Origin of the sequence: Longimonas halophila (genome assembly GCF_002554705.1) — a bacterium.
GTDB lineage: Bacteria > Bacteroidota > Rhodothermia > Rhodothermales > Salinibacteraceae > Longimonas > Longimonas halophila.
The window spans coordinates 80,387-99,539 of the sequence record NZ_PDEP01000009.1; the positions used below are offsets into that span (position 1 = coordinate 80,387).

Consider the following 19,153-nt stretch of genomic DNA (forward strand, 5'->3'; position numbering starts at 1 on the left):
CCAGAGTGATCTGTACCGTTGCTACAACACAGCAGGTGTTACCCGTAGCCCGGTCAGGGCGGCTACACCCACGCCTTGCTCAGCGTCCGCAGGGCGCTTCATCGTCTACCGACTCAGACTGCTGGCTTGCTATGCCTCGTTTCTATCTGTTGATCGCTGCTACACTTCTGTTTGTTGCAGGAGGCACAGCCCCCGCATCGGCTCAAACGCTCGATGATGTCTTTCGATACAGCGAGCGTGCGCCGGCCATCGGACCACACGACACCGGCTGGCTGGATGCGAATGGCACCGCCGGGAGCGGCACCTATACCGCGCTCTTCAGCAATCCAGCGGGGCTTGGATGGGCATCGTCGTCGACATTTGCAGGCGGCCTCGTGGGCGACTTTACCACCAATGAGGGACGCCTCTCCCTTCCCGATGCCGACGCAGGCCCCTTCGACCGCACGCAGTCGGGCTACCGCATTGGCAATGCGGCCCTTACCTACCGCGTACCCACCGAGCAAGGAAATCTGGTTCTGGGGGCGGCCATCGGGCGCACGCGCAGTTTCGACCGCACGCTTGTAGCCTCCGGCATCAACGGGCAGAGCTCCATCACCGACACGTTTCTGCCCAGTTCGCCCTCTCCACTCCCCAACGACGACGGCTCGTTTACCTTCGACCGTCGCCTCACCACGCTTGCATTCGATGCTGGAGCCATTGAGTTCGACCCCAGCCGGGCCGATAGTCCCACCAACGACTTCATCCAGGCGGTACGCCCGGGAGCAGGTCGCACCGTCGAGCAGCGCGAAGATCTCATCGAAAGCGGCGGACTCTACGATACCAGCTTTGGAGGCGCTATTGAAGTGGCGCCCGATGTGATGTTCGGCGGCGCGTTCACCGTGGCGTTCGGTTCCTACTCGTTCGACCGCATCTACGAAGAGGCCGATATCAATAACACGCACACCGGCAGCCAATACGACGTGATTCTGGGTGATGGCGCGGTGCTTAGCGGATTCGACGCACTGACGTACGAACAGGGTATTGAAGCAGACCTTACAGGCTTTGGCGCCCGCTTTGGCGCCTCAGCCAAGCCGGTCGACCAGCTGCGCCTGGGCGTTTCGTTTGCAACGCCCACGTACTACACCGTCACCGAAACCTTTGGCACCCGCATCGAGACGTTCTTCGACGAGGGGGGCTCGCTTGCAGCCGGCTCGATCGATGACAACGAGTTTGAATACGAAGTCCGCACGCCGTGGCGCGTCTCCGCTGGGGCCGAGCTCGACCTGGGCCCGTTTAACCTGGCAGGAGACGTTGAGGTGATCGACTGGTCGACCCTGAACTTTACCGCCGAGGGGGCCGGTCTTGGAGTGGAGCGCGACATCGACCGGCAGATCCGCGAGCTGGATGTGACGGTAAACTCGCGCGTGGGGGCGTCCTTTTCGATGGATGCGCTCACGGTTCGCGGAGGAACGGCCTTTCAGCCGAATCCCGATGACAGCGGCACCCGAAGCGACCGTACATTCTTCTCGGGCGGCATCAGCTACGCATTCGACTCGCAACTCACGTTCGACTTCGGCTGGATGCAGGAGCGCTTCACTGACGAGTTTGTGGCCTACGGTACGACCGAGGTGCCCGATGCCCGTGGCACCGCACCCGGACTGCGCGCCGACGAAGATATACAGCGCAATACCTTCTCGATTGGGATGCGGTATCGCTTTTAACTGAACGATGCGAGGGCAGCCCTCAGTTGTTCTGCTGTGCGCGCCGCTGTCGCATCAGTTCGTAATAGTCCTGGGCAGCGCGGTTGTGCTCGCGCAGCGTGCGGCTAAACGTGTGCCCGCCGGTGCCATCGGCAACGAAGTAGAGGTAGCTGTGGGATTCGGGGCGGGCTACAGCACGCAACGACGACCGCGAGGGGTTGGTGAGCGGACCAGGCGGTAGCCCCCGAAACTGGTACGTGTTGTAGTCGTGCTCAATGTCGTAGTCCGCAAAGAGCAGGCGGCGCTTGCTGCCTTCTTCTTCCATGACAGCGTACTGCACCGTAGGATCCGCCTGCAGCGGCATCCCAATCTCTAACCGGTTCAGGTACACGCCTGCCACGCGCGGCTTTTCGTCGGAGAGGCCCGTTTCCCACTCTACAATCGATGCCAGAATGGCTGCATCGTGCACATTCAGGTCGTGTGCATCGAGTCCATCGCGCAGATCCTGCTCTGCGAAGCGATCGAAAGATGTCTTAATATGCTCGACCACCGATGCGGGCGACGTCTGCCAGTAGAAGTGGTACGTGTCGGGCAGCATATAGCCAAACAGATCGGTGGGCGTGGTACCCAGCTCATCGGCCAGTGAAGAGTCGCTGAGGGCAGCCCGAAACGCGTCGGCGTCAAAGGCCATGTTGCGAGCCGCTCGTTGGGCCGCCACCTCGGGCGTTGTGCCTGGTGGAATGGTAACCCGCACTGGGGTTTGCAAGCCCTTGCGGATAGTATCGAGCAGATCCCAGTTCGAGGCGCCCGATGCAAACGCGTAGTGCCCGGCCTTCACCTGATTCTGCCAGCCTGTAAGCTGACCAAACCAGCGCATAGAGCGCGTTGATGTCAGCAGCCCCGCCGATTCCAGGCTGTCGAGCGTCGTTTCGAACGAGGTGCCTTCGGGAATCGTAACGCTGCGCTCGCCATCGAACGTGGGCGTGTTACTCGAAAAAGCCAGGAGCCCCCCAGCCAGCCCTATACCGGTGGCCAAAGCCGCCAGTATCGCCAGAGCCCATCGAATCCATGTGTTCATAGCCAGCAAGCGAAAGCGCAGTGGAAAATGGTGGGATTATTCGGTATGTCCTTCGTACGTCCGCTGCTCCAAGCTACGCGTTTCCTCCACGATCTGCTCAAAGATGCGACGGATGGCGTTATCGGTAAACGGGCCGGTGTTCGACTCAATGACGTTCTCCATGACCTCCGCCTCGCGGGTGGGCACGTAGGCGCGCATCCCAATAACGTGTTTAATGGCGCCAATCACATGTGCATACGCCGTGCGCTCGTTCAAAAGCTGCACCAGTTGATGATCAATCGCATCGATGCGGTCGCGGAAGGGGGCGAGATCGGCGCCGCTGAGGTCGTCAGAGAGCGGCGGCAAGGCCTCTGAGAAGCGAGCGGCTTGGTCGAGGCTGTCGTCGAGTGAGGGTGTGTCCGAATCCATAGTAACTAAAGCAGAGAGCAGAGTAAGAAACCCCTACGCCAGCGTAAGGCGCGGATTAATATCGAGCGTCAAGGGGGAGGTAGTGGGCCAGTGCATCCGGGCGGAAGCAGCAATCATTGCCGCGTTATCCATGCAAAACTGCGGGTCGGGCAGGTGGATATGCAGGTCCTGTTCGGTGCCCAACATCTGAAGCGCATCGCGCAGGCCGCGATTGGCCGATACGCCGCCCACCACCGCCACATGCTCTACGCCCGTGTCGAGCGCAGCGCGGCGTACGGCATCCACAAGCACATCGACCACCGCCTGTTGGAACGACGCACAGATGTCAGCGCGGTGTGCCTCAACGAACGCGTCACGCTCGCCCTCTGGGATGTCGCGCAGGAAGTAGAGCACGGAGGTCTTGAGTCCGCTAAATGAAAACGAGAGGTCATCGAAGCGCGACCGGGGAAAGTCGTGGAACGTAGGATCGCCCTGCTGGGCCCGCCGGTCGACCGCCGGACCGCCGGGATAGTCCAGGTCCAGCATCTGGGCGACTTTGTCGAAGGCCTCGCCGGCGGCATCGTCGCGCGTTTGGCCGAGTACGGTGTACGAGCCGATATCTGACACATGAACCAGCTGCGTGTGTCCACCCGAGACGATGAGGCTGAGGTAGGGCATGGGCGGTCCCTGCCCGGTAATGTGGGTGGAGTACAGATGTCCTTCCAGATGATTGACACCTACAACGGGGCAGCGGGCTGCGTATCCAAACGACTTCGCAAAGCTAAGTCCTACAAGGAGCGCGCCGGGGAGTCCAGGTCCGCACGTTACAGCCACCCCATCGAGGTCGCCCGGTGCGCAGTCGGCCTCGTCGAGTGCGTGCTGCACCACAGGCCCGATGTAGCGCTCGTGGTTGCGGGAGGCCAGTTCGGGCACTATACCGCCGTAGTCGGCATGCACGTCGTGCTGCGAGGACACCACATTAGAGCGCAGCGTGGTGCCGTCAAGCACCGCAGCGGCGGTGTCGTCGCACGAGGTTTCAATGCCTAAGAGAACAGGCGAGGCGGGCATGAGGATGGTGGGGGAGCACAAGAGAACAGCGAACGCACAAATGCGCGACGGGAGGCGGGAGTTTCACGCAGCGTAGCGGAGCATGCACCGACACGGCTTGCATGCAGGCTGTGTTGTACGATGTTTACGGGGGCACGATGCAAAACGCCCCGCTTGCCGATGGGCAAACGAGGCGCTGCATCATGCTGTGTGACGCCAGCTGTGCGAGCTGAGGAGCCACCTGTTACGCAGTGACTGCCGAGCGCCGCTTCAGGGCCGAGAGCCAGCGCGTAATATCGATATCTTTGGGGCAGGCCTCGTTGCAGTTAAAGATGGTGTAGCATTTCCAGAGCCCGTTCTCCGAATCGACCGTGTCGAGGCGTTCGCCTTCGCCATCGTCGCGTGTGTCGAAGGTGTAGCGATAGGCCTTGAGCATGGCCGCCGGGCCCAGGTAGTCGGGGCTGGCCCACGTGCTGGGGCAGGCGTGCGTACACGCACCGCACATGATGCACTTGGTGGCCTCCTCGATAATCTCGTGCTCAGCAGGCGACTGCTTGCGCTCTTTCTCAGGGGCCGGGTTGTCGTTGATGAGCCAGGGCTTAACCTCCCGGTACTTCTCGAAGAACCGCGACTGGTCAATCACCAGGTCCTTGATAACGGGTGCAGCGGGCAGCGGCGCAAACTTTACCGTAGCCCCGTCATTATCGACGAGGTCTTGCACCAGCACCGAGCACGCCAGCTTATTTTCCCCATTGATCTGCATCGCATCGGAGCCGCAGACGCCGTGGGCGCAGCTTTTGCGTAGCGAGAGCGTGCCGTCGATGTGCCACTTTACATGCAGCAGGAGCGCCAATGCGCTGTCGAGCGGGTCGGCAGGCACCTCGTACGACTCCCAGTGCGGAGCGTCATCTTTCTCGGGGTTGTAGCGCTTTATTTCAACGTTCAGGGTCATAAAAAGAGGGGGGCTGTGGTGGAAGCGGGCGTCTTGCAGTGATCCCTGTCGTGGGCAGGAGCCACTGCGCAATGCCGCAGGAGCAGGCTTCCCAGTGAGGATTAGTATTTACGTTCCTTCGGCTCGAATCGTGTAATCACGACATCCTTGTCGGCAAACTCGTAGTTGCCTTCGCCATCGCTGTAGAACAGCGTATGCTCAAGCCATTCGTCATCGTTGCGGTTCTGATAGTCCTCGCGGGAGTGGGCGCCGCGGCTTTCGGTACGGTAGTGTGCACTGGCCGCAATCGCCTCCGCATAATCGACCATAAAGCCAATCTCAACGGCATCCATCAAGTCGGTATTGAACTTCTTGCCCTTGTCCTCCACCACGACATGCTTAGCACGCTCGCGCAGCTCTTCCAGGTCGTTGAGGGATTCAGAGAGCGTCTCATCGGTGCGGAAGACACTCACATTCGACATCATCGTCTCCTGCAGATCTGTACGCACCTTCACCGTGGGCTCGCCGTCGTCTGGCGTGTTCGCAAGCAAGTCGTCGAGCAGGTCGCGCGTTTCTTGCTCCGGCTCGTCGGGGAGGGCCGCAAACGATTTGCCTTCGCGGACTTCCTTAGCCATCTGCATGCCAGCGCGGCGTCCGAAGACGACCAGTTCCAGCAGTGAGTTCGTGCCCAGGCGGTTGGCGCCGTGCACGCTCACGCACGCGCACTCGCCCACAGCAAAGAGGCCCGGTACCGAGGTGCCGCGTTCTTTCGTTTCAACGTGGCCATCGGCATCCGTTGGAATGCCGCCCATGGCGTAGTGGCAGGTGGGTGCTACCGGGATGGGTTCTTGCTTCGGGTTCACGCCCATGTAGGTGCGCGAGAACTCCGAGATTTCAGGCAGTTTCTTGTCGAGCACCTCGTCGCCCACATGGGTCAGGTCGAGGTGGACGTAGTCTTTGCCGTTTACGCCGCGCCCTTCGCGAATCTCTTTGTAGATACACTGCGAGACCATGTCGCGCGGGGCCAGGTCCTTCACGGTAGGCGCGTAGCGTTCCATGAAGCGTTCGCCCTCCGAGTTGCGTAAGATCCCGCCCTCGCCCCGGGCGCCCTCAGTAATGAGGATGCCGAGCCGGTAGAGCCCGGTGGGGTGGAACTGGACGAACTCCATATCTTCCAGCGGAATGCCGGCACGCAGCATCATCGACATGCCGTCTCCGGTACCAGCGTGCGCATTCGAGGTTGTTTTGAAGGCGCGTCCGTATCCGCCCGTGGCGAAGCAGACGACCTTCGCGTGAAAGGTGTGGACTTCCCCGGTCAGGATTTCGTAGGCAACGACCCCTGCCGGTTCGCCATCTGGGTTCATGATCAGGTCCAGCACCTGAAACTCATCGTAGAAGCGTACGCCCTGCTTGGTGCACTGGTCGTAGAGCGTGTGCAGAATGGTGTGGCCGGTGCGGTCGGCCGCATGGCAGGCGCGGCGCACGGGCGACTCCCCAAAGTTGCGGGTATGTCCGCCAAAACGACGCTGCGAAATGGTGCCTTCCGAGTTCCGGCTAAACGGAACGCCGTAGTGCTCCAGTTCAACGATCGTGCGCGGGGCGTCTTTGCAGAGCGCCTCAATGGCATCCTGATCGCCGAGATAATCGCTGCCTTTCACCGTATCAAAGGCATGCCACAACCAGTGGTCTTCCTCTTCATTTCCAAGGGCAGCGCTAATGCCTCCCTGGGCGGCTCCAGTATGAGAGCGTAGCGGATGGAGCTTCGAGACAACGGCAACGTCGGCTCCGCCTTCTTTGGCGTAGAGCGCGGACATGAGGCCCGCCCCGCCGGCGCCGACGATGACGACATCGTGGGTGAATGTCATGGTAGTACAAGAGACAAATGAGCGGAACAGTCAAACAAGGGGGGGCCGCTGGGCAGCGTTACCAGCCCGCCACGAGCACGGAGTACATGCCCACGACAAGTAAAACAAGAGCCAACGACCACGACAGCACCTTCGCAGTCTTGCGAGCCATCGGGTTGCGAATGTAATCCGACATGACGTTGTTAAGCCCGTAGAACCCGTGATGCAGCGCCACAATCAGGAAGAGGATGTTGAATGCTTTCCAGAGGACCGCATACACCGGATCGGCGAGGCGAAGCATTACCACATCGTAAGGAGTGACCTCGGCGGTTTCGCCGAAGCGGGCTTCGACGGCGGCTTCGGCCTCGGGCGTGTAACCGGGCAAGACATCGTTCTCAATCTGCTCGGTGGAAAGTACGTCGTGCGAAATGGTGGCCGTCTGCTGGTCGTAGTGCTGTACCCAGAAGTGGGTAATCAGCATAAAGATGAGAAATGTACCCGTAATGCGGTGCAGAAACCAGCTCTGGGCGTTGGAGGTTGAGGCGGCGCGAGAAGCCATAGCAGGTGGGGATTCAGAACGAAAAGACCAGCGAGTGCCCGCTGCGAGCAGGGCAGGGAGCAGGGCATTGCGCACATAGCGAAGCGAGCAGGTGGGGCCGCACTAAGCGCTTGCCCAAGACTGCGTTAGGCAGCCAGGAAGAAATATTCAACCAGCGAATAGATGGTTGGATATCCTCCTACGCCAATCAGGACGGCAGCTACAGCGCCAAGCGACCAAAACAGTCGTTTTTGGTTGGGGCTCCATCCCAGAAAGTCAATCAGTACGATACGAAGGCCGTTCAGGGCATGGTAGACCACGGCAGCCAGGAGGAGAAACTCCCCTATCTTAAAAATGGGTGCGTGGTAGCCAGCAATAAGCTCGTTGAACGACGCGCGGTCGGTAAGGGCACGCAGCCCCCATACATGAACAACCAGGTACGCCACAAGCGCTACACCACTCAGGCGATGCGCCATCCAGGCAAACATGCCGGTTCGTACGCGATAGCGCTGAAAACGACTGTCTTGAGAAGCGGCGGGCTTGGCCGGTTGGTCGATAGTGTCAACAGCCATAAGATTGAGAAGACGGTGCTATAAGGGTGAGTTAGGCAGCGAGCACGCCACCACATGCGAGAATAAGTGACGGGCCGAACACTCCAAGCGCCGCTACAAGCCGCGTGCGACTTGTTGTCCAGTGAAAGACATCCATCAAGTAGGCTCAATCAATGGACTTGGCCCGCTTGAACGTAACGTGCTTGTGTAGAACGAACGAGAGCCCGAATGGCTTTACCCGCGTTCTACAATGGCAACAATGCCTATGGTTGGCTCACTGTAAAAGTTTCATGATCGACCCGCTGCACGCGGGAGTTAATAAAGCGGTAGGGCGTACGTTGGCAAGGCACAGGTAGGCGCATGCATCAAAGTCTGAAGACCCATGCGCCCTCGCCCGTCCTCGGCAGGACGCCTATTGAGGCAGTCCCTGCTGGGCAGAGGCCCTGCCGCACAGATGTTCTACCGTGCATCGATAGGCGTCACCGTGCGTCCCGTCTTGCCAACATAGGCAGCGCGGGGTCGAATAAGGCGGTTATCAGCCCACTGCTCAAGCAGGTGTGCTGTCCAGCCCGCCGAGCGGCTCAGCGCAAAGATCGGCGTGAAGAGGTCCGGATCCAGCCCCATCATATAGTAGGTCGAGGCGCTGAAGAAGTCCACATTCGGGTCGAGGCCCTTCTCAGACTTCACTGTGTTGAGGATTGCCATGCTGTAATCGTACCATTTAGTCGCATTGCGCTCCTCGCTGAGCTCCTGCACGCGGTCGCGCAGGATGGCGGCACGCGGGTCCATGGTGCGATACACGCGGTGGCCAAAGCCCATAACACGTTCTTTGCTGGCGAGCTTCTCTTGCACGTACTCGACCGGGTCAGCGCCTTTTTGGTCGATGTCGAGCAGCATGCGCATGACTTCGCGGTTGGCCCCACCGTGCAGCGGCCCTTTAAGCGCACCGATTGCTCCAGACACTGCCGAGTACATGTCAGACAGGGTAGAGCCAATGACACGGCTGGTAAAGGTGGAGGCGTTAAGACCGTGGTCTGCGTGTAGCACGAGGCACGTGTCAAACGTAGCCTCTGCGGCACTGCCAGGTGCCTCACCATTCAGCATGTACAGGAAGTTGTAGGCCATCGACGCCTCGTCGAGCGGGTCGATTGGCTCGTCGCCATTGCGAAGCCGGGCGTAGGCTGCGATGATGCCAGGCGTGCGTGCCAGGAGGCGCGTGGCCTTGCGACGATTTGCCTCGGGCGAGTCGGCATCGGCTTCGTCGTCATAGAGCCCAAGCGCAGAGATGGCGGTACGAAGTACAGCCATTGGGTGGGCGCTGTCGGGGGCCTGGCGCAAGATGTCGATCACCGGAGCCGGGAGTTCACGGGCGGTGCGCAGGTCGCTCTTGAGCGCGTCGAGCTGGCTCTGCGTGGGGAGGTCGCCGTGCCACAACAGATAAACCACCTCCTCAAACGAGGCGTTTTCAGCCAGATCGTGGATGTCGTATCCACGATATACAAGCTGTCCGGCTTCGCCGTCGATTGACGAGAGTTCAGACGACAGCGCGATGACACCTTCTAAGCCGCGCACTTCTTCGGATTCATTTTGGGTAGCCATATGTTAGGGCGTTTCTCTTAAAGAAGGAACTGATGAGATAGAGGCAGTGGGCACCAACCCACGGCGCAGACGCAATGGAAATACAACAACAAGAAAATACAACAACGCAAACGAGGCCAGCTATGAAGCCCGCATGAGGGCTGTTTGTCGCTTGTGTGGAGCGTTGCTCACATGATTAGGGCGGTGCCCTGTTCGTTGAGAACATATGCTCTTTGGTGCGCAGCGGGCAAGCGCTTCCAACTGCACAGACTTCTGTCTGAGCAGTGGTATGGTAGCAAATACCAGGGGGGCACTTGAGCGTGTTCAACTACCAACTGTGTACAGCGGGGACATCCCGTTAAGCAGCATGCCCTGGAGTACGCGCTGCGCAAAAAGTTGCGTACGCATTCTGGTACGTATTCGCAACGGACTGCAGCCTTGTAGGCTCCTTTTATCACATATGGTATGAAAGAAAAAGACGCTATGTGAAAGAATTTCCATTAAAGGGCAGGCGAGAGGTCGAAACGAGCGTGCATCCCCGGCACTGAATGCTGCCACGTATACGTCTGGTAGGGATCATTTTTGCGTATCTGGCGATATGCAGTCGTGTCGTAATGTATCGTGCACTCTTTTACCTCCTGCGTTACGGCCTGCACACCCGTTTTCACCGCTTTCATGCATGGGTCTGTAGCGACACTGAAATGGCGCGGCCCCCTGACGGGGCGGCGTTCTTTCGCTACATGCTTATGTGCTATAGTTCTCCTACTGTTATGACATAAGCCGGTCCTGCACGTCCGGCGCCCCAGAGTCCTGTGTGCGGCTCTACTCCACTTTTTTCGTTTTCCCTTGCTCATTAACTGTCCGCAGGCGTGCACTGCACCCCCGCCGGATGGTCATCATGGTACAGAGCGTGTCTTGCAGCGTGCCCCGCAGCAAGTTTCTTGCGCATGATTTGCGCAACGACATGCATGGACAGGGGCGGCACAGTGCCACAGGCACTCATGCCCTGCCCGCTGCCGGTACGATCCCGTATCCATTTGCACATAACGCTTGCACATAAATAGACCGTGCCGATTATGATATGCCCCGCCCTGTGTGCTGACCGTTCGACGGCGTAGACGCCCTGCGGCGTACCTCGCCTTATGTCTAAAGAAATTGTTGTTAATGTAGCGGATAGCCGTACCCGCATCGCTATTGTAGAAGACGGCAAACTGGCCGAACTCTACATCGAAAATGCCGAGCATAAACGTACGATCGGTAATCTCTATCTCGGCATTGTGCGCCGCGTAATGCCGAGCATCCGCGCTGCTTTCGTGGATATTGGGCAGGACCAGGATGCCTTCTTACACTTCTCGGATCTGTCGGAAAACCTGCCGCAGCTCAAAGATTTTCTCAACCAGAACACGCCCAAGGTGGAGACGGTCAGTCTGCCCGGCGATCTCCACGATCAGGACCCGAACCCCACCGACCACCTGCGGCGCAATCAGCGCATTCTCGTACAGGTAAAAAAAGAGCCGATTGCCAACAAGGGCAGTCGCATCTCAACCGACCTGTCGATGGCGGGCCGCTTCTTGGTGCTTGTGCCGCTCTCGAAAGTGGTCGCGGTGTCGCGTAAAATCGAAAAGGATAAAGAGCGCAACCGCCTGAAAGCCCTGGCAGGCAGCCTGGTGCCAGATGGCTTCGGCGTCATTGTGCGAACAGTAGCTGAGGGGCGCGATGCCAAGTCGCTCGACAAGGACCTGCGCCTGCTCCTGGAACGCTGGCGCCGCGTGGAAAACCGGCTGGCCCAGGCCACGAATGCGCCCACGCTCATCCACGAAGATGTGGATATGGCGTCGTCGATCATCCGCGACCAGTTCTCTGACGATTTCGACCGCATCCTGATCGACAACAAGGCGCTCTTCCACAGTGTGCGTAGCTACGTACGCGCCGTGGCGCCGTCAATGGTCTCGCGTGTTGAGTATCACAGTGGAAACGCGCCGGTCTTCGAGGCCGCCGACATTCAGCAAGGGGCCGACCGCGCCTTCAAAGACCGGGTTGAACTGCCATCGGGCGGATACCTCTTCATCGAGCGTACCGAGGCGATGCACGTGGTGGATGTGAACTCGGGGCGCTCCGGGCGCGGCAAATCGCAGAAACAGAACTCGCTCGACGTTAACCTGGAGGCCGCACGCGTCATTGCCCATCAGGTGCGGCTGCGCGACCTGGGCGGTATCATTGTGGTTGACTTCATCGATTTGCGCGACGAAAGAGCCCGTAAGAAGGTCTACAACGAACTGGAGGCGCTCTTCGAGGAAGACCGGGCTATCACGAAAGTGCTTCCTATGAGCGACTTTGGGCTCGTGCAGATTACCCGGCAGCGCCTGCGCCCCAGCCTCACGTCTTCGTTTGCGTCGTCGAGCGGAGCCTCTGCACCCGACAAGGACAACGGCGATTCGTACCGCCAGCGCTTCCGAGATGCGCAGGCGCAGCTGAGCCGTCTCGAAAAACGTCTGCAGGAGGCGCAGCAGACGGTGAAAGACCGGGAATCGGAGCTCACTAAACTGAAGGGCAAAGCCGGAACATCGGCTCCAGACTCTACCGAGCGGCCCGCCACTGACGAGTTGAAGGCGCTGAAAGAGGAGCTTGAACAGGCCAAGAAAGCGCTTCAGAGCGAGCGGTCGCAGCACGGAGAAACGCGTTCGGCGCGCGACGAAGCCGAGGCCAAAGCGAAAGAGGCCGCATCAGAGGCGCGCTCGGCCAAAGCTCAGCTCGAAGCGGCTGAAGCGAAGGTGGCCGAAGCCGAAGCCAATGCCGTGCAGGAAACCAACAATGTGCAACACGGGGCCGAAGCAACGCGCCCGGCGCACGAGGTTATTGACGCATTGGATACATGGGTAGCCGATCATGCCGACCAGCATCGCGCTGTTACGCTGCGGGTGCATCCGTTCCTGGCGGCCTACCTCACGCGCGCCGTGCCCAGCTACCCCACGCGCTGGTTCATGGATCACTTTGTACGGGTCCACCTGGAGGCCGATGAGACGGTATCGCCGCTGTCGTTCGCAATCGACGCCCCCGATACCGGTGCTACGCTGGTTGAAGCATAGCCGCTCCGCTGCCCCTTTTGTTTTGTGGATGCCGGGGGAGCACTGCGCGTGCGTTTGGATCTTCAACATGAAAGCTATGACCACGAAAAAAATTATTGACGAGCTTACCGATGTGGCCAAGCGCATGGACATGGAGGTCCGCGTTGAAAAGGGTGATTTTCGGGGCGGACGCTGCCATGTTGGAGGGCAGACTGTGATTATGCTAAACAAGCGGCATCCCACCGAGGTGCAGTTGGCGGTGCTGGCCCGTAGTCTGCGCAACGAGCCGCTCGAAACGGTCTACCTGAAACCGGCGGTACGCGAGGCGCTCCACCGCCTGTGGCAAGAGGCCGACGGCGATGACGGTGATGCTAATAACAGCGCAGATTCTGAATCGTCTGAGGACACCTCAACTGCTGAATCGAACTCCCCCGAATCCCCCCGTGCCCATGCCTCTTAGCGACGCCGCCCCGCCCTCGCTTCGCATCACGCTACTGGGCACGGGCACGTCAACGGGCGTTCCGGTGTTGGGATGCGACTGCCGCGTCTGCACCTCTGCCGACCCGCACGATGAGCGCTTGCGCTGTGCGTGCTACATCGAAGCAGGGCCGCTGGGCATTCTGGTGGATGCCGGGCCGGACTTCCGCCAGCAGGCCCGCCGCGCCAACATTGAGCGTATCGACGCGGTGTGCTTTACGCATCATCACTTTGACCATGTGGCGGGCATCGACGACCTGCGTCCGCTGTTCTATCGCAACAGTCGGCCTATGCCGTGCTATAGCAGCGCGAATACCGCCGAGATTCTGCGTGAGCGCTACGCATACATCTTTGGGGACAACCCGTACCCTGGCGCGGCTCGTGTTACGTTGCGCGCGGTCGAAGAGTGCTTCGCAATCACCAGTCGATACGACGACACCGGACACGTCAACGTGCAGCCCATTCCGATGCAGCACGGCAACACGCCCACCACCGGATGGCGATTCGGCCCGTTTGCGTATCTGACCGACGCCCACCACATTCCCGATGAAAGCGTGGCGCTGCTCGACGGCGTGGAAGTGATCGTGCTCGATGCGCTACGTGCGCGTCCGCATCCCACCCACTTCTCGTTCGACGGCGCCGTGGAGATGGCCCGCCGTATTGGAGCGCGCGAGACTTACTTCATCCACATGACACACGACGTGCTGCATGCTGAACAAGAAGCTCGCTTGCCCGACGATGTCCACCTCGGCTACGACGGCTTGCAGATCGAGATCGATAGCACTCCTGCGGAGGCCCCGACCCATACACCCTCGGATGTGCAGTCGGATGCGTAGGGCGAGGACGTTTGGGGAACCGAACCCGGCCCCTCCGTTACGTGCGGTGTTGCTTTCTTAACCCATTTGCTGGATATACATCGGTTTATGATTCGGTAGCGGTTCAATGGTAAGTGATTGTCATATGGCCGACATCATCGGAGCCAGACAACCCCCTCTGTCTATCGACATCTCCCCCTTGGAAAAGGGGGAGAAACCCGAAGGGAGAGGGGGTTCGAACAAGACAAACCTACATTCTACGATAGCCTTATCACTTAGCGTCTACCCACTACCTATGATTCTTGTGCTGAACGGTCCGAACTTGAACCTGCTGGGCACGCGCGACCCTGAGCATTACGGCACCGAAACGCTGGATTCGCTCGAAGAGAAGCTCGCATCTATGTTTGCCGACCTTTCGTTTCAGTGGGTGCAGAGCAACCATCAGGGCGTGCTCATCGATGCGCTGCACGATGCCCATGCCGAGTCGTACGAGGGCGTGATCTTCAACCCCGGCGGCTACACGCACACCTCGGTGGCCCTGCATGATGCCGTTGATGCCATTGACCCGCCCGTGGTGGAGGTGCATCTGTCGAACATCCACGCCCGCGAGGATTTTCGCCGCACCTCGAAAGTGGCTCCCGCCTGTGTCGGGCAGATCAGCGGATTGGGACCAGCGGGCTACTTGCTGGCCGTGCAGTACATCCAGATGCAGGGTGCGGTGGCGGAATAGCGGGCCGCATCATTATGCAAATCGCAACGCCACGTGCGGGAACGCACCCGGCTTCTGCATCCGTACGTCTGATACTCAACAGCCTCTTTCGCGCACGCCCCTCGTTTGTATGCCCGGATACAAAGGTCATATCTACGGAGCTCTGGTTGCATTTGGCGCCTATGCCGCGGTCCTGGCGTATGTTGTGTTTGCCGAATGGATGCCGCTGCCCGTGCGTCCGCTTGAGGCACCGCTCGCTGCCGCCTTCTACGGGGCGGTTCTACTTGTGCTGACCGTGCTCTTTGGCCTCTGGCCCGATGTCGACATCGACTCGAAGGGCCGCCGCATCTTCTACGGGTTTTTTCTGATTGTGGATGTCTACCTCATCATTACCGGGCGCTTTGAGGCGGCGGCATACCTGGGGCTGTTTGCCATCTTACCCGCGGTGGGCAAACACCGTGGGTGGACGCACACGTGGTGGGCCATGCTTTTGGTGCCGTCGCCCCTGGTTGTGGTGCCGTATTTGAATCTGCCCGACACGCCGTGGGTGGGTGCGCCGTTTTATGCCGCAGCGGTCATCGGATACTTCAGCCACCTGTTCCTTGACGGTGAGCTCGCGCCCAAAAAGCTCTTTGCCTGAACCGCCCCGCTCCATGCCCCCCGATGCTGACCCGCCCGCCGATTCGTCTGCTGATGCAGAGGCGTCGCCTGCGTCGAGCGCGGCGGGGGTGGTGGCCGCCGGCATCTTTCTTAGCAAAATGGTGGGCCTGCTGCGCGAGCGGGCCATCGCTTTTTACTTTGGCGTAAGCGCCCATGCCGACGTGTGGCAGGTGGCCTTTCGTGCGCCCAACCTGCTGCAAAACCTGTTGGGCGAGGGCACCATCTCGGCGGCGTTCATCCCCATCTACAGCCGCTTCTTAGACAACGATAACCCCGAGGCCGCAGCGCGTTTTGCGGGAGCGATCTTCGGGCTCCTCTGCGTTGTCGTGGCGCTGGTGACGCTGGCGGGCGTTGCGCTGGCTGAGCCTATTGTGACGCTCCTCGCGCCGGGCTATCTGGGGGATGCGGAGCGCGTGGCAGCCGGCACGCTCAGTATCAACCGGTTCGAACTGGCCGCGCAGGCCGTGCGCATTATCTTTCCGATGGCCGGGGTGCTGGTGCTCTCCGCCTGGGCGCTGGGCATCCTCAACAGCCACCGTCAGTTCTTCGTGCCATACGTGGCTCCGGTGTTGTGGAATGTCGCCATCATCAGCGGACTGGCAGCAGGCGCCTACGCGCTAAGCGGCACCCCCGGCGCGCCAACTGCGCTCACCACCGATGCCCTTTCGCAGCTGCTGCTCATTGCCTGTGTGGGAGCCCTTGTGGGCGGCGCGCTGCAGTTTGGCGTGCAGCTGCCGTTCGTGTGGACACACCTGGATCACCTGCGGCTGTCCGTTTCAACCCGCGTGGAGGGCGTGCGCGAGGCCATGCGGGCGTTCGGCCCGGTGGTGGCCGGACGCGGTGTCGCCCAGATTTCGGGATACATCGATCTGTTCCTGGCCTCGCTGCTGGCCGTGGGTGCGCAGAGTGCGGTGCGCTACGCCCAGATCTTCTATCTGCTGCCCGTCAGCCTTTTCGGGATCTCCGTCGCCGCCTCCGAGCTCCCCGAACTGTCGCGCCTCACCACGGAACGCGCCCGGTCGTTTGGCCAGCGGATGCAGCGGTCGGTACACCAGATCGCATTTCTCACGATTCCCACCATCGTGGGCTACCTGTGCTTCGGCTTCCTAATCGTGGGGCTGCTGCTACGCACCGGTCAGTTCGATGCGCAGAGCAACTGGCTCGTCTACATCGTGCTGGGCGGATACGCACTGGGTATTCTGGCCACCACCGTATCGCGTCTGCTGCAGAACGCATTCTACGCACTGGGCGATGCCAAAACGCCCGCGCGTCTGGCCGTTGTGCGCGTGGTGGTCTCGACCATTGTGGCGGTGCCACTCATGTTCTGGTTGGATACGACATCCGTGCCAAGCCTCGTCCCCGTATCTTCCGAGAGCCCGCTGTTTCTGGGTGCACTGGGACTTAGCCTGGGAGCCAGCGTGGGCGCGTGGATCGAATTTGCCCTGCTGCGCCGCGCCCTGCGCACTGCCTTGCCGGACGTGACCTTGCTCCGCGGACGCACCGTTGGCCTCATAACAGCGCTGGCTGGAGCCGCGGCGGGTCCGGCACTGGGCGTGTGGTACCTGCTGGCCGATGCCTCCATCTGGATCAGCGCGCCGCTTGTGGGCAGCACCTATGCGCTCGTCTATCTGGGGGGCGCATGGCTCCTGGATCGCCCCGAACTCAACGCGTGGCTCAATCGCTTCGGGGTGTAGCAGCATGCAGACGTCCCCGCAGTGGCAGAAGCCAATGCCAGTGCGTATGTTGCGCGCACGCCCTGCTGCCGCTCCTCACGCCTCACACGCCATGCCGCCGACGCTCGTCTTCGATGTCAACGAAACCCTGCTCGACCTGAGCGCGCTCGATGCGCCCTTCAATGATGCATTCGGCTCGCCTGATGTACGCGCCGAGTGGTTTGCGCAGGTGCTGCAGTCGGCGCTGGTACACACCGTGCTGGATACGTACGCCGATTTCAGCGCCATTGCCGCGGCCGCACTCGACATGATTGCGGCACGCCATGATCGGTCGCTCTCGGAGGCGGAGCAGACTGCCATTCTGGACACCGTGCGCGAGCTGCCACCGCACCCGGACGTCCCCTATGCACTCGACCGCCTGGCGGCGGCAGATATCCGGCTGGCGGCCCTCAGCAACGGGTCGCCCGATGTGCTCCACGCCCAACTCGCCCACGCCGACCTCACTGCGTATTTCGACGAAATCCTCTCGGCCCATGCGGTGCGGCGCCTCAAACCCGCTCCCGACCCCTACCACATGGCCATGGATGTGCTTGGGGTGTCGGCATGCGACATGGGGTTTGTCGCGGCCCATACGTGGGACGTGGCCGGGGCTATGCGGGTGGGCTGCCCGGCAACGCTTGTGCTGCGCGACGGCGTAACCCCCGACCCGCTCGCCCCGCCTCCCACGCACACGCTGCCCACCCTGCACGCCCTCGCCGACCTGCTGGATGCGTGATTGGGCTTTCAAGAAGCTGTCAGCCTATGGGCGTCGGAACGCATGAGCGACTGGGCACCGTACGTACGCATCCCTCTTAGAACCTGTTTGGGTTTTGGTTTGAAGGCGAGAGCGAGCGCCGGTGGAGCGAAACGAGGACCACGATAGAGGTTCGTAGCCGGGGCTACGGGCCGAGATCGGGGGATCGTTGCACCAGGGGCATGACCTTCGGCCCCAGCCCAGCGACGCCGCTCGCAGCTCAAAATAAGAAATCAAAACAGGTTCTTAACAACATAGAAAAAGCACATACATCGTTTTCGTATCCGTGTACTAATCTGTGCACCAGTACAATGAATGTAGAAGCGATGAACATAGCCCCACGCATCACCAACGTGTCGTGGGGATCGGTAGCAGTGGCTGGTTTCGATACGCCGTTCAAGGATGTGAAGTGCTGGCCCGGTGGCGCGCGGCCGTGGGACTGGAACGAGACCGGCACGCATCACACGCCGGGCATCCAACCGGCTGATGTGCGGGAACTGGTGGAGCACGGCGCTGAAGCCGTGGTGCTGGCGCAGGGATTCCACGAGCGCCTGCAGGTGCAAGACGCGACGCTCGACTGGCTCCGCGAGCAGGGAGTGGATGCGCACGTGCTCGACACCGAAGCAGCCGTGGCCCGCTACAACGAACTCCGCACCACCCAGCCCACCGGCGCGCTGATCCACTCCACGTGTTGAGCAGGAGAGTTATTCCCGCTCGCACCCCGCCGTGCGGTGCGTGTAGGCAATGAGCGCAATGCGCCAGGCGGTGCCGTTGTGGATGAGCTGGATCGAGTTGTGCCCGCAGTGGCTGAACGTGTCGCCGTCGTAGAATTGGAAGAACATCCAGACGTGGGCCAGGGCGCCGTCGATCTGCACCTCGGGGTCGAAGTAGGGCTCGTGCCAGGGCGTGGTGCCGCTGGAAACGGCCTCGACGAATCCGTCTATGGTCTGAATGGCAGGAAGGGTGCTGTCGGCACCAGCACGGACGACGGTCATGCGGGCGTCGGGGTGCAGCACCGCCCGGGCGGCGTCGCCATCGCGGGCGCGCATCGCGTCGAAGAGCGCATCGACGGCAGTGAGCACCTCTGCGGCTTCCGGCGTCGCGGCATCGGCGGCAGACGCGCCCTCGGGGATGGATTGGGCCTGCACCGGAGCAGATACCGTCATCATCCCCACGCATAACACAATGCCACATGCAGAGGGTAGGTAGAACAAGAAGCGCAGCATAGGGGCAAGCGGTTGGGGAAACAAGACGGATCGCACAGCGCAACGAACAACGGTCGGGCGCGGTTCAACTTGTAAGCATTTGTGCATGAAAGCGCTCCCAAC

18 protein-coding genes are annotated in these 19,153 nt (G+C 60.7%); 9 read left to right on the forward strand and 9 right to left on the reverse strand.

What is annotated here, in order from left to right; all coding sequences use genetic code 11:
- Window positions 1-131 precede the first annotated feature (131 nt).
- Complete coding sequence (locus CRI93_RS10395; RefSeq protein WP_176521823.1) at window positions 132-1,700, forward strand: OmpP1/FadL family transporter; 1,569 nt, start codon at window positions 132-134, stop codon at window positions 1,698-1,700.
- A gap of 22 nt (window positions 1,701-1,722) precedes the next feature.
- On the opposite strand, the gene mltG is transcribed toward CRI93_RS10395, so the two are convergent.
- The 8 genes from mltG to CRI93_RS10435 form a co-directional block, all read right to left on the reverse strand.
- Window positions 1,723-2,757, reverse strand: coding sequence for an endolytic transglycosylase MltG (gene mltG / locus CRI93_RS10400; RefSeq protein WP_098062575.1), 1,035 nt, complete (start codon window positions 2,755-2,757; stop codon window positions 1,723-1,725).
- Window positions 2,758-2,793: 36 nt separating this feature from the next.
- Complete coding sequence (locus CRI93_RS10405; RefSeq protein ID WP_098062576.1) at window positions 2,794-3,165, reverse strand: chorismate mutase; 372 nt, start codon at window positions 3,163-3,165, stop codon at window positions 2,794-2,796.
- Window positions 3,166-3,198: 33 nt separating this feature from the next.
- Entirely contained in the window at window positions 3,199-4,212 is a 1,014-nt protein-coding gene (gene tsaD / locus CRI93_RS10410; protein WP_098062577.1) for a tRNA (adenosine(37)-N6)-threonylcarbamoyltransferase complex transferase subunit TsaD, read from the reverse strand.
- A 223-nt stretch (window positions 4,213-4,435) separates the two neighbouring features.
- Window positions 4,436-5,143 (reverse strand): succinate dehydrogenase iron-sulfur subunit, encoded by a 708-nt coding sequence (locus tag CRI93_RS10415; RefSeq protein ID WP_098062578.1) that lies wholly within the window; start codon window positions 5,141-5,143, stop codon window positions 4,436-4,438.
- A gap of 101 nt (window positions 5,144-5,244) precedes the next feature.
- Window positions 5,245-6,987 (reverse strand): succinate dehydrogenase flavoprotein subunit, encoded by a 1,743-nt coding sequence (gene sdhA / locus CRI93_RS10420; RefSeq protein WP_098062579.1) that lies wholly within the window; start codon window positions 6,985-6,987, stop codon window positions 5,245-5,247.
- Between the two features lie 58 nt (window positions 6,988-7,045).
- Window positions 7,046-7,525, reverse strand: a complete 480-nt coding sequence (locus CRI93_RS10425) for a succinate dehydrogenase hydrophobic membrane anchor subunit (RefSeq protein WP_098062580.1) — start codon at window positions 7,523-7,525, stop codon at window positions 7,046-7,048.
- A 125-nt stretch (window positions 7,526-7,650) separates the two neighbouring features.
- On the reverse strand, window positions 7,651-8,076 hold the full coding sequence (gene sdhC / locus CRI93_RS10430; protein WP_098062581.1) for a succinate dehydrogenase, cytochrome b556 subunit: 426 nt from the start codon (window positions 8,074-8,076) through the stop codon (window positions 7,651-7,653).
- A 438-nt stretch (window positions 8,077-8,514) separates the two neighbouring features.
- Window positions 8,515-9,654 carry a citrate synthase gene (locus CRI93_RS10435; RefSeq protein ID WP_098062582.1) on the reverse strand — a complete coding sequence of 380 codons (1,140 nt, stop codon included), beginning with the start codon at window positions 9,652-9,654 and terminating at the stop codon, window positions 8,515-8,517.
- A gap of 1,121 nt (window positions 9,655-10,775) precedes the next feature.
- Here CRI93_RS10435 and CRI93_RS10440 point away from each other — a divergent pair.
- The 8 genes from CRI93_RS10440 (at window position 10,776) to CRI93_RS10475 (ending at window position 18,520) form a co-directional block, all read left to right on the forward strand.
- Entirely contained in the window at window positions 10,776-12,719 is a 1,944-nt protein-coding gene (locus CRI93_RS10440; RefSeq protein ID WP_098062583.1) for an Rne/Rng family ribonuclease, read from the forward strand.
- 76 nt (window positions 12,720-12,795) lie between these two features.
- Window positions 12,796-13,158 carry a hypothetical protein gene (locus CRI93_RS15390; protein WP_176521824.1) on the forward strand — a complete coding sequence of 121 codons (363 nt, stop codon included), beginning with the start codon at window positions 12,796-12,798 and terminating at the stop codon, window positions 13,156-13,158.
- Window positions 13,148-14,011 (forward strand): MBL fold metallo-hydrolase, encoded by an 864-nt coding sequence (locus CRI93_RS10450; RefSeq protein WP_098062584.1) that lies wholly within the window; start codon window positions 13,148-13,150, stop codon window positions 14,009-14,011. Before CRI93_RS15390 ends, CRI93_RS10450 begins: the two co-directional genes overlap by 11 nt.
- Window positions 14,012-14,285: 274 nt before the next feature.
- Window positions 14,286-14,720, forward strand: a complete 435-nt coding sequence (aroQ, locus tag CRI93_RS10455) for a type II 3-dehydroquinate dehydratase (protein WP_098062585.1) — start codon at window positions 14,286-14,288, stop codon at window positions 14,718-14,720.
- A gap of 109 nt (window positions 14,721-14,829) precedes the next feature.
- Window positions 14,830-15,339, forward strand: coding sequence for a metal-dependent hydrolase (locus CRI93_RS10460; protein WP_098062586.1), 510 nt, complete (start codon window positions 14,830-14,832; stop codon window positions 15,337-15,339).
- A 13-nt stretch (window positions 15,340-15,352) separates the two neighbouring features.
- Complete coding sequence (gene murJ, locus CRI93_RS10465) at window positions 15,353-17,053, forward strand: murein biosynthesis integral membrane protein MurJ (protein ID WP_098062587.1); 1,701 nt, start codon at window positions 15,353-15,355, stop codon at window positions 17,051-17,053.
- 91 nt (window positions 17,054-17,144) lie between these two features.
- Window positions 17,145-17,807: a haloacid dehalogenase type II gene (locus CRI93_RS10470; protein ID WP_176521825.1), complete on the forward strand. Its 663-nt coding sequence runs from the start codon at window positions 17,145-17,147 to the stop codon at window positions 17,805-17,807.
- Between the two features lie 329 nt (window positions 17,808-18,136).
- Entirely contained in the window at window positions 18,137-18,520 is a 384-nt protein-coding gene (locus CRI93_RS10475; RefSeq protein WP_098062589.1) for an Mth938-like domain-containing protein, read from the forward strand.
- A 9-nt stretch (window positions 18,521-18,529) separates the two neighbouring features.
- On the opposite strand, the gene CRI93_RS15395 is transcribed toward CRI93_RS10475, so the two are convergent.
- Complete coding sequence (locus CRI93_RS15395; RefSeq protein ID WP_176521826.1) at window positions 18,530-19,051, reverse strand: nuclear transport factor 2 family protein; 522 nt, start codon at window positions 19,049-19,051, stop codon at window positions 18,530-18,532.
- Between the last annotated feature and the right edge of the window lie 102 nt (window positions 19,052-19,153).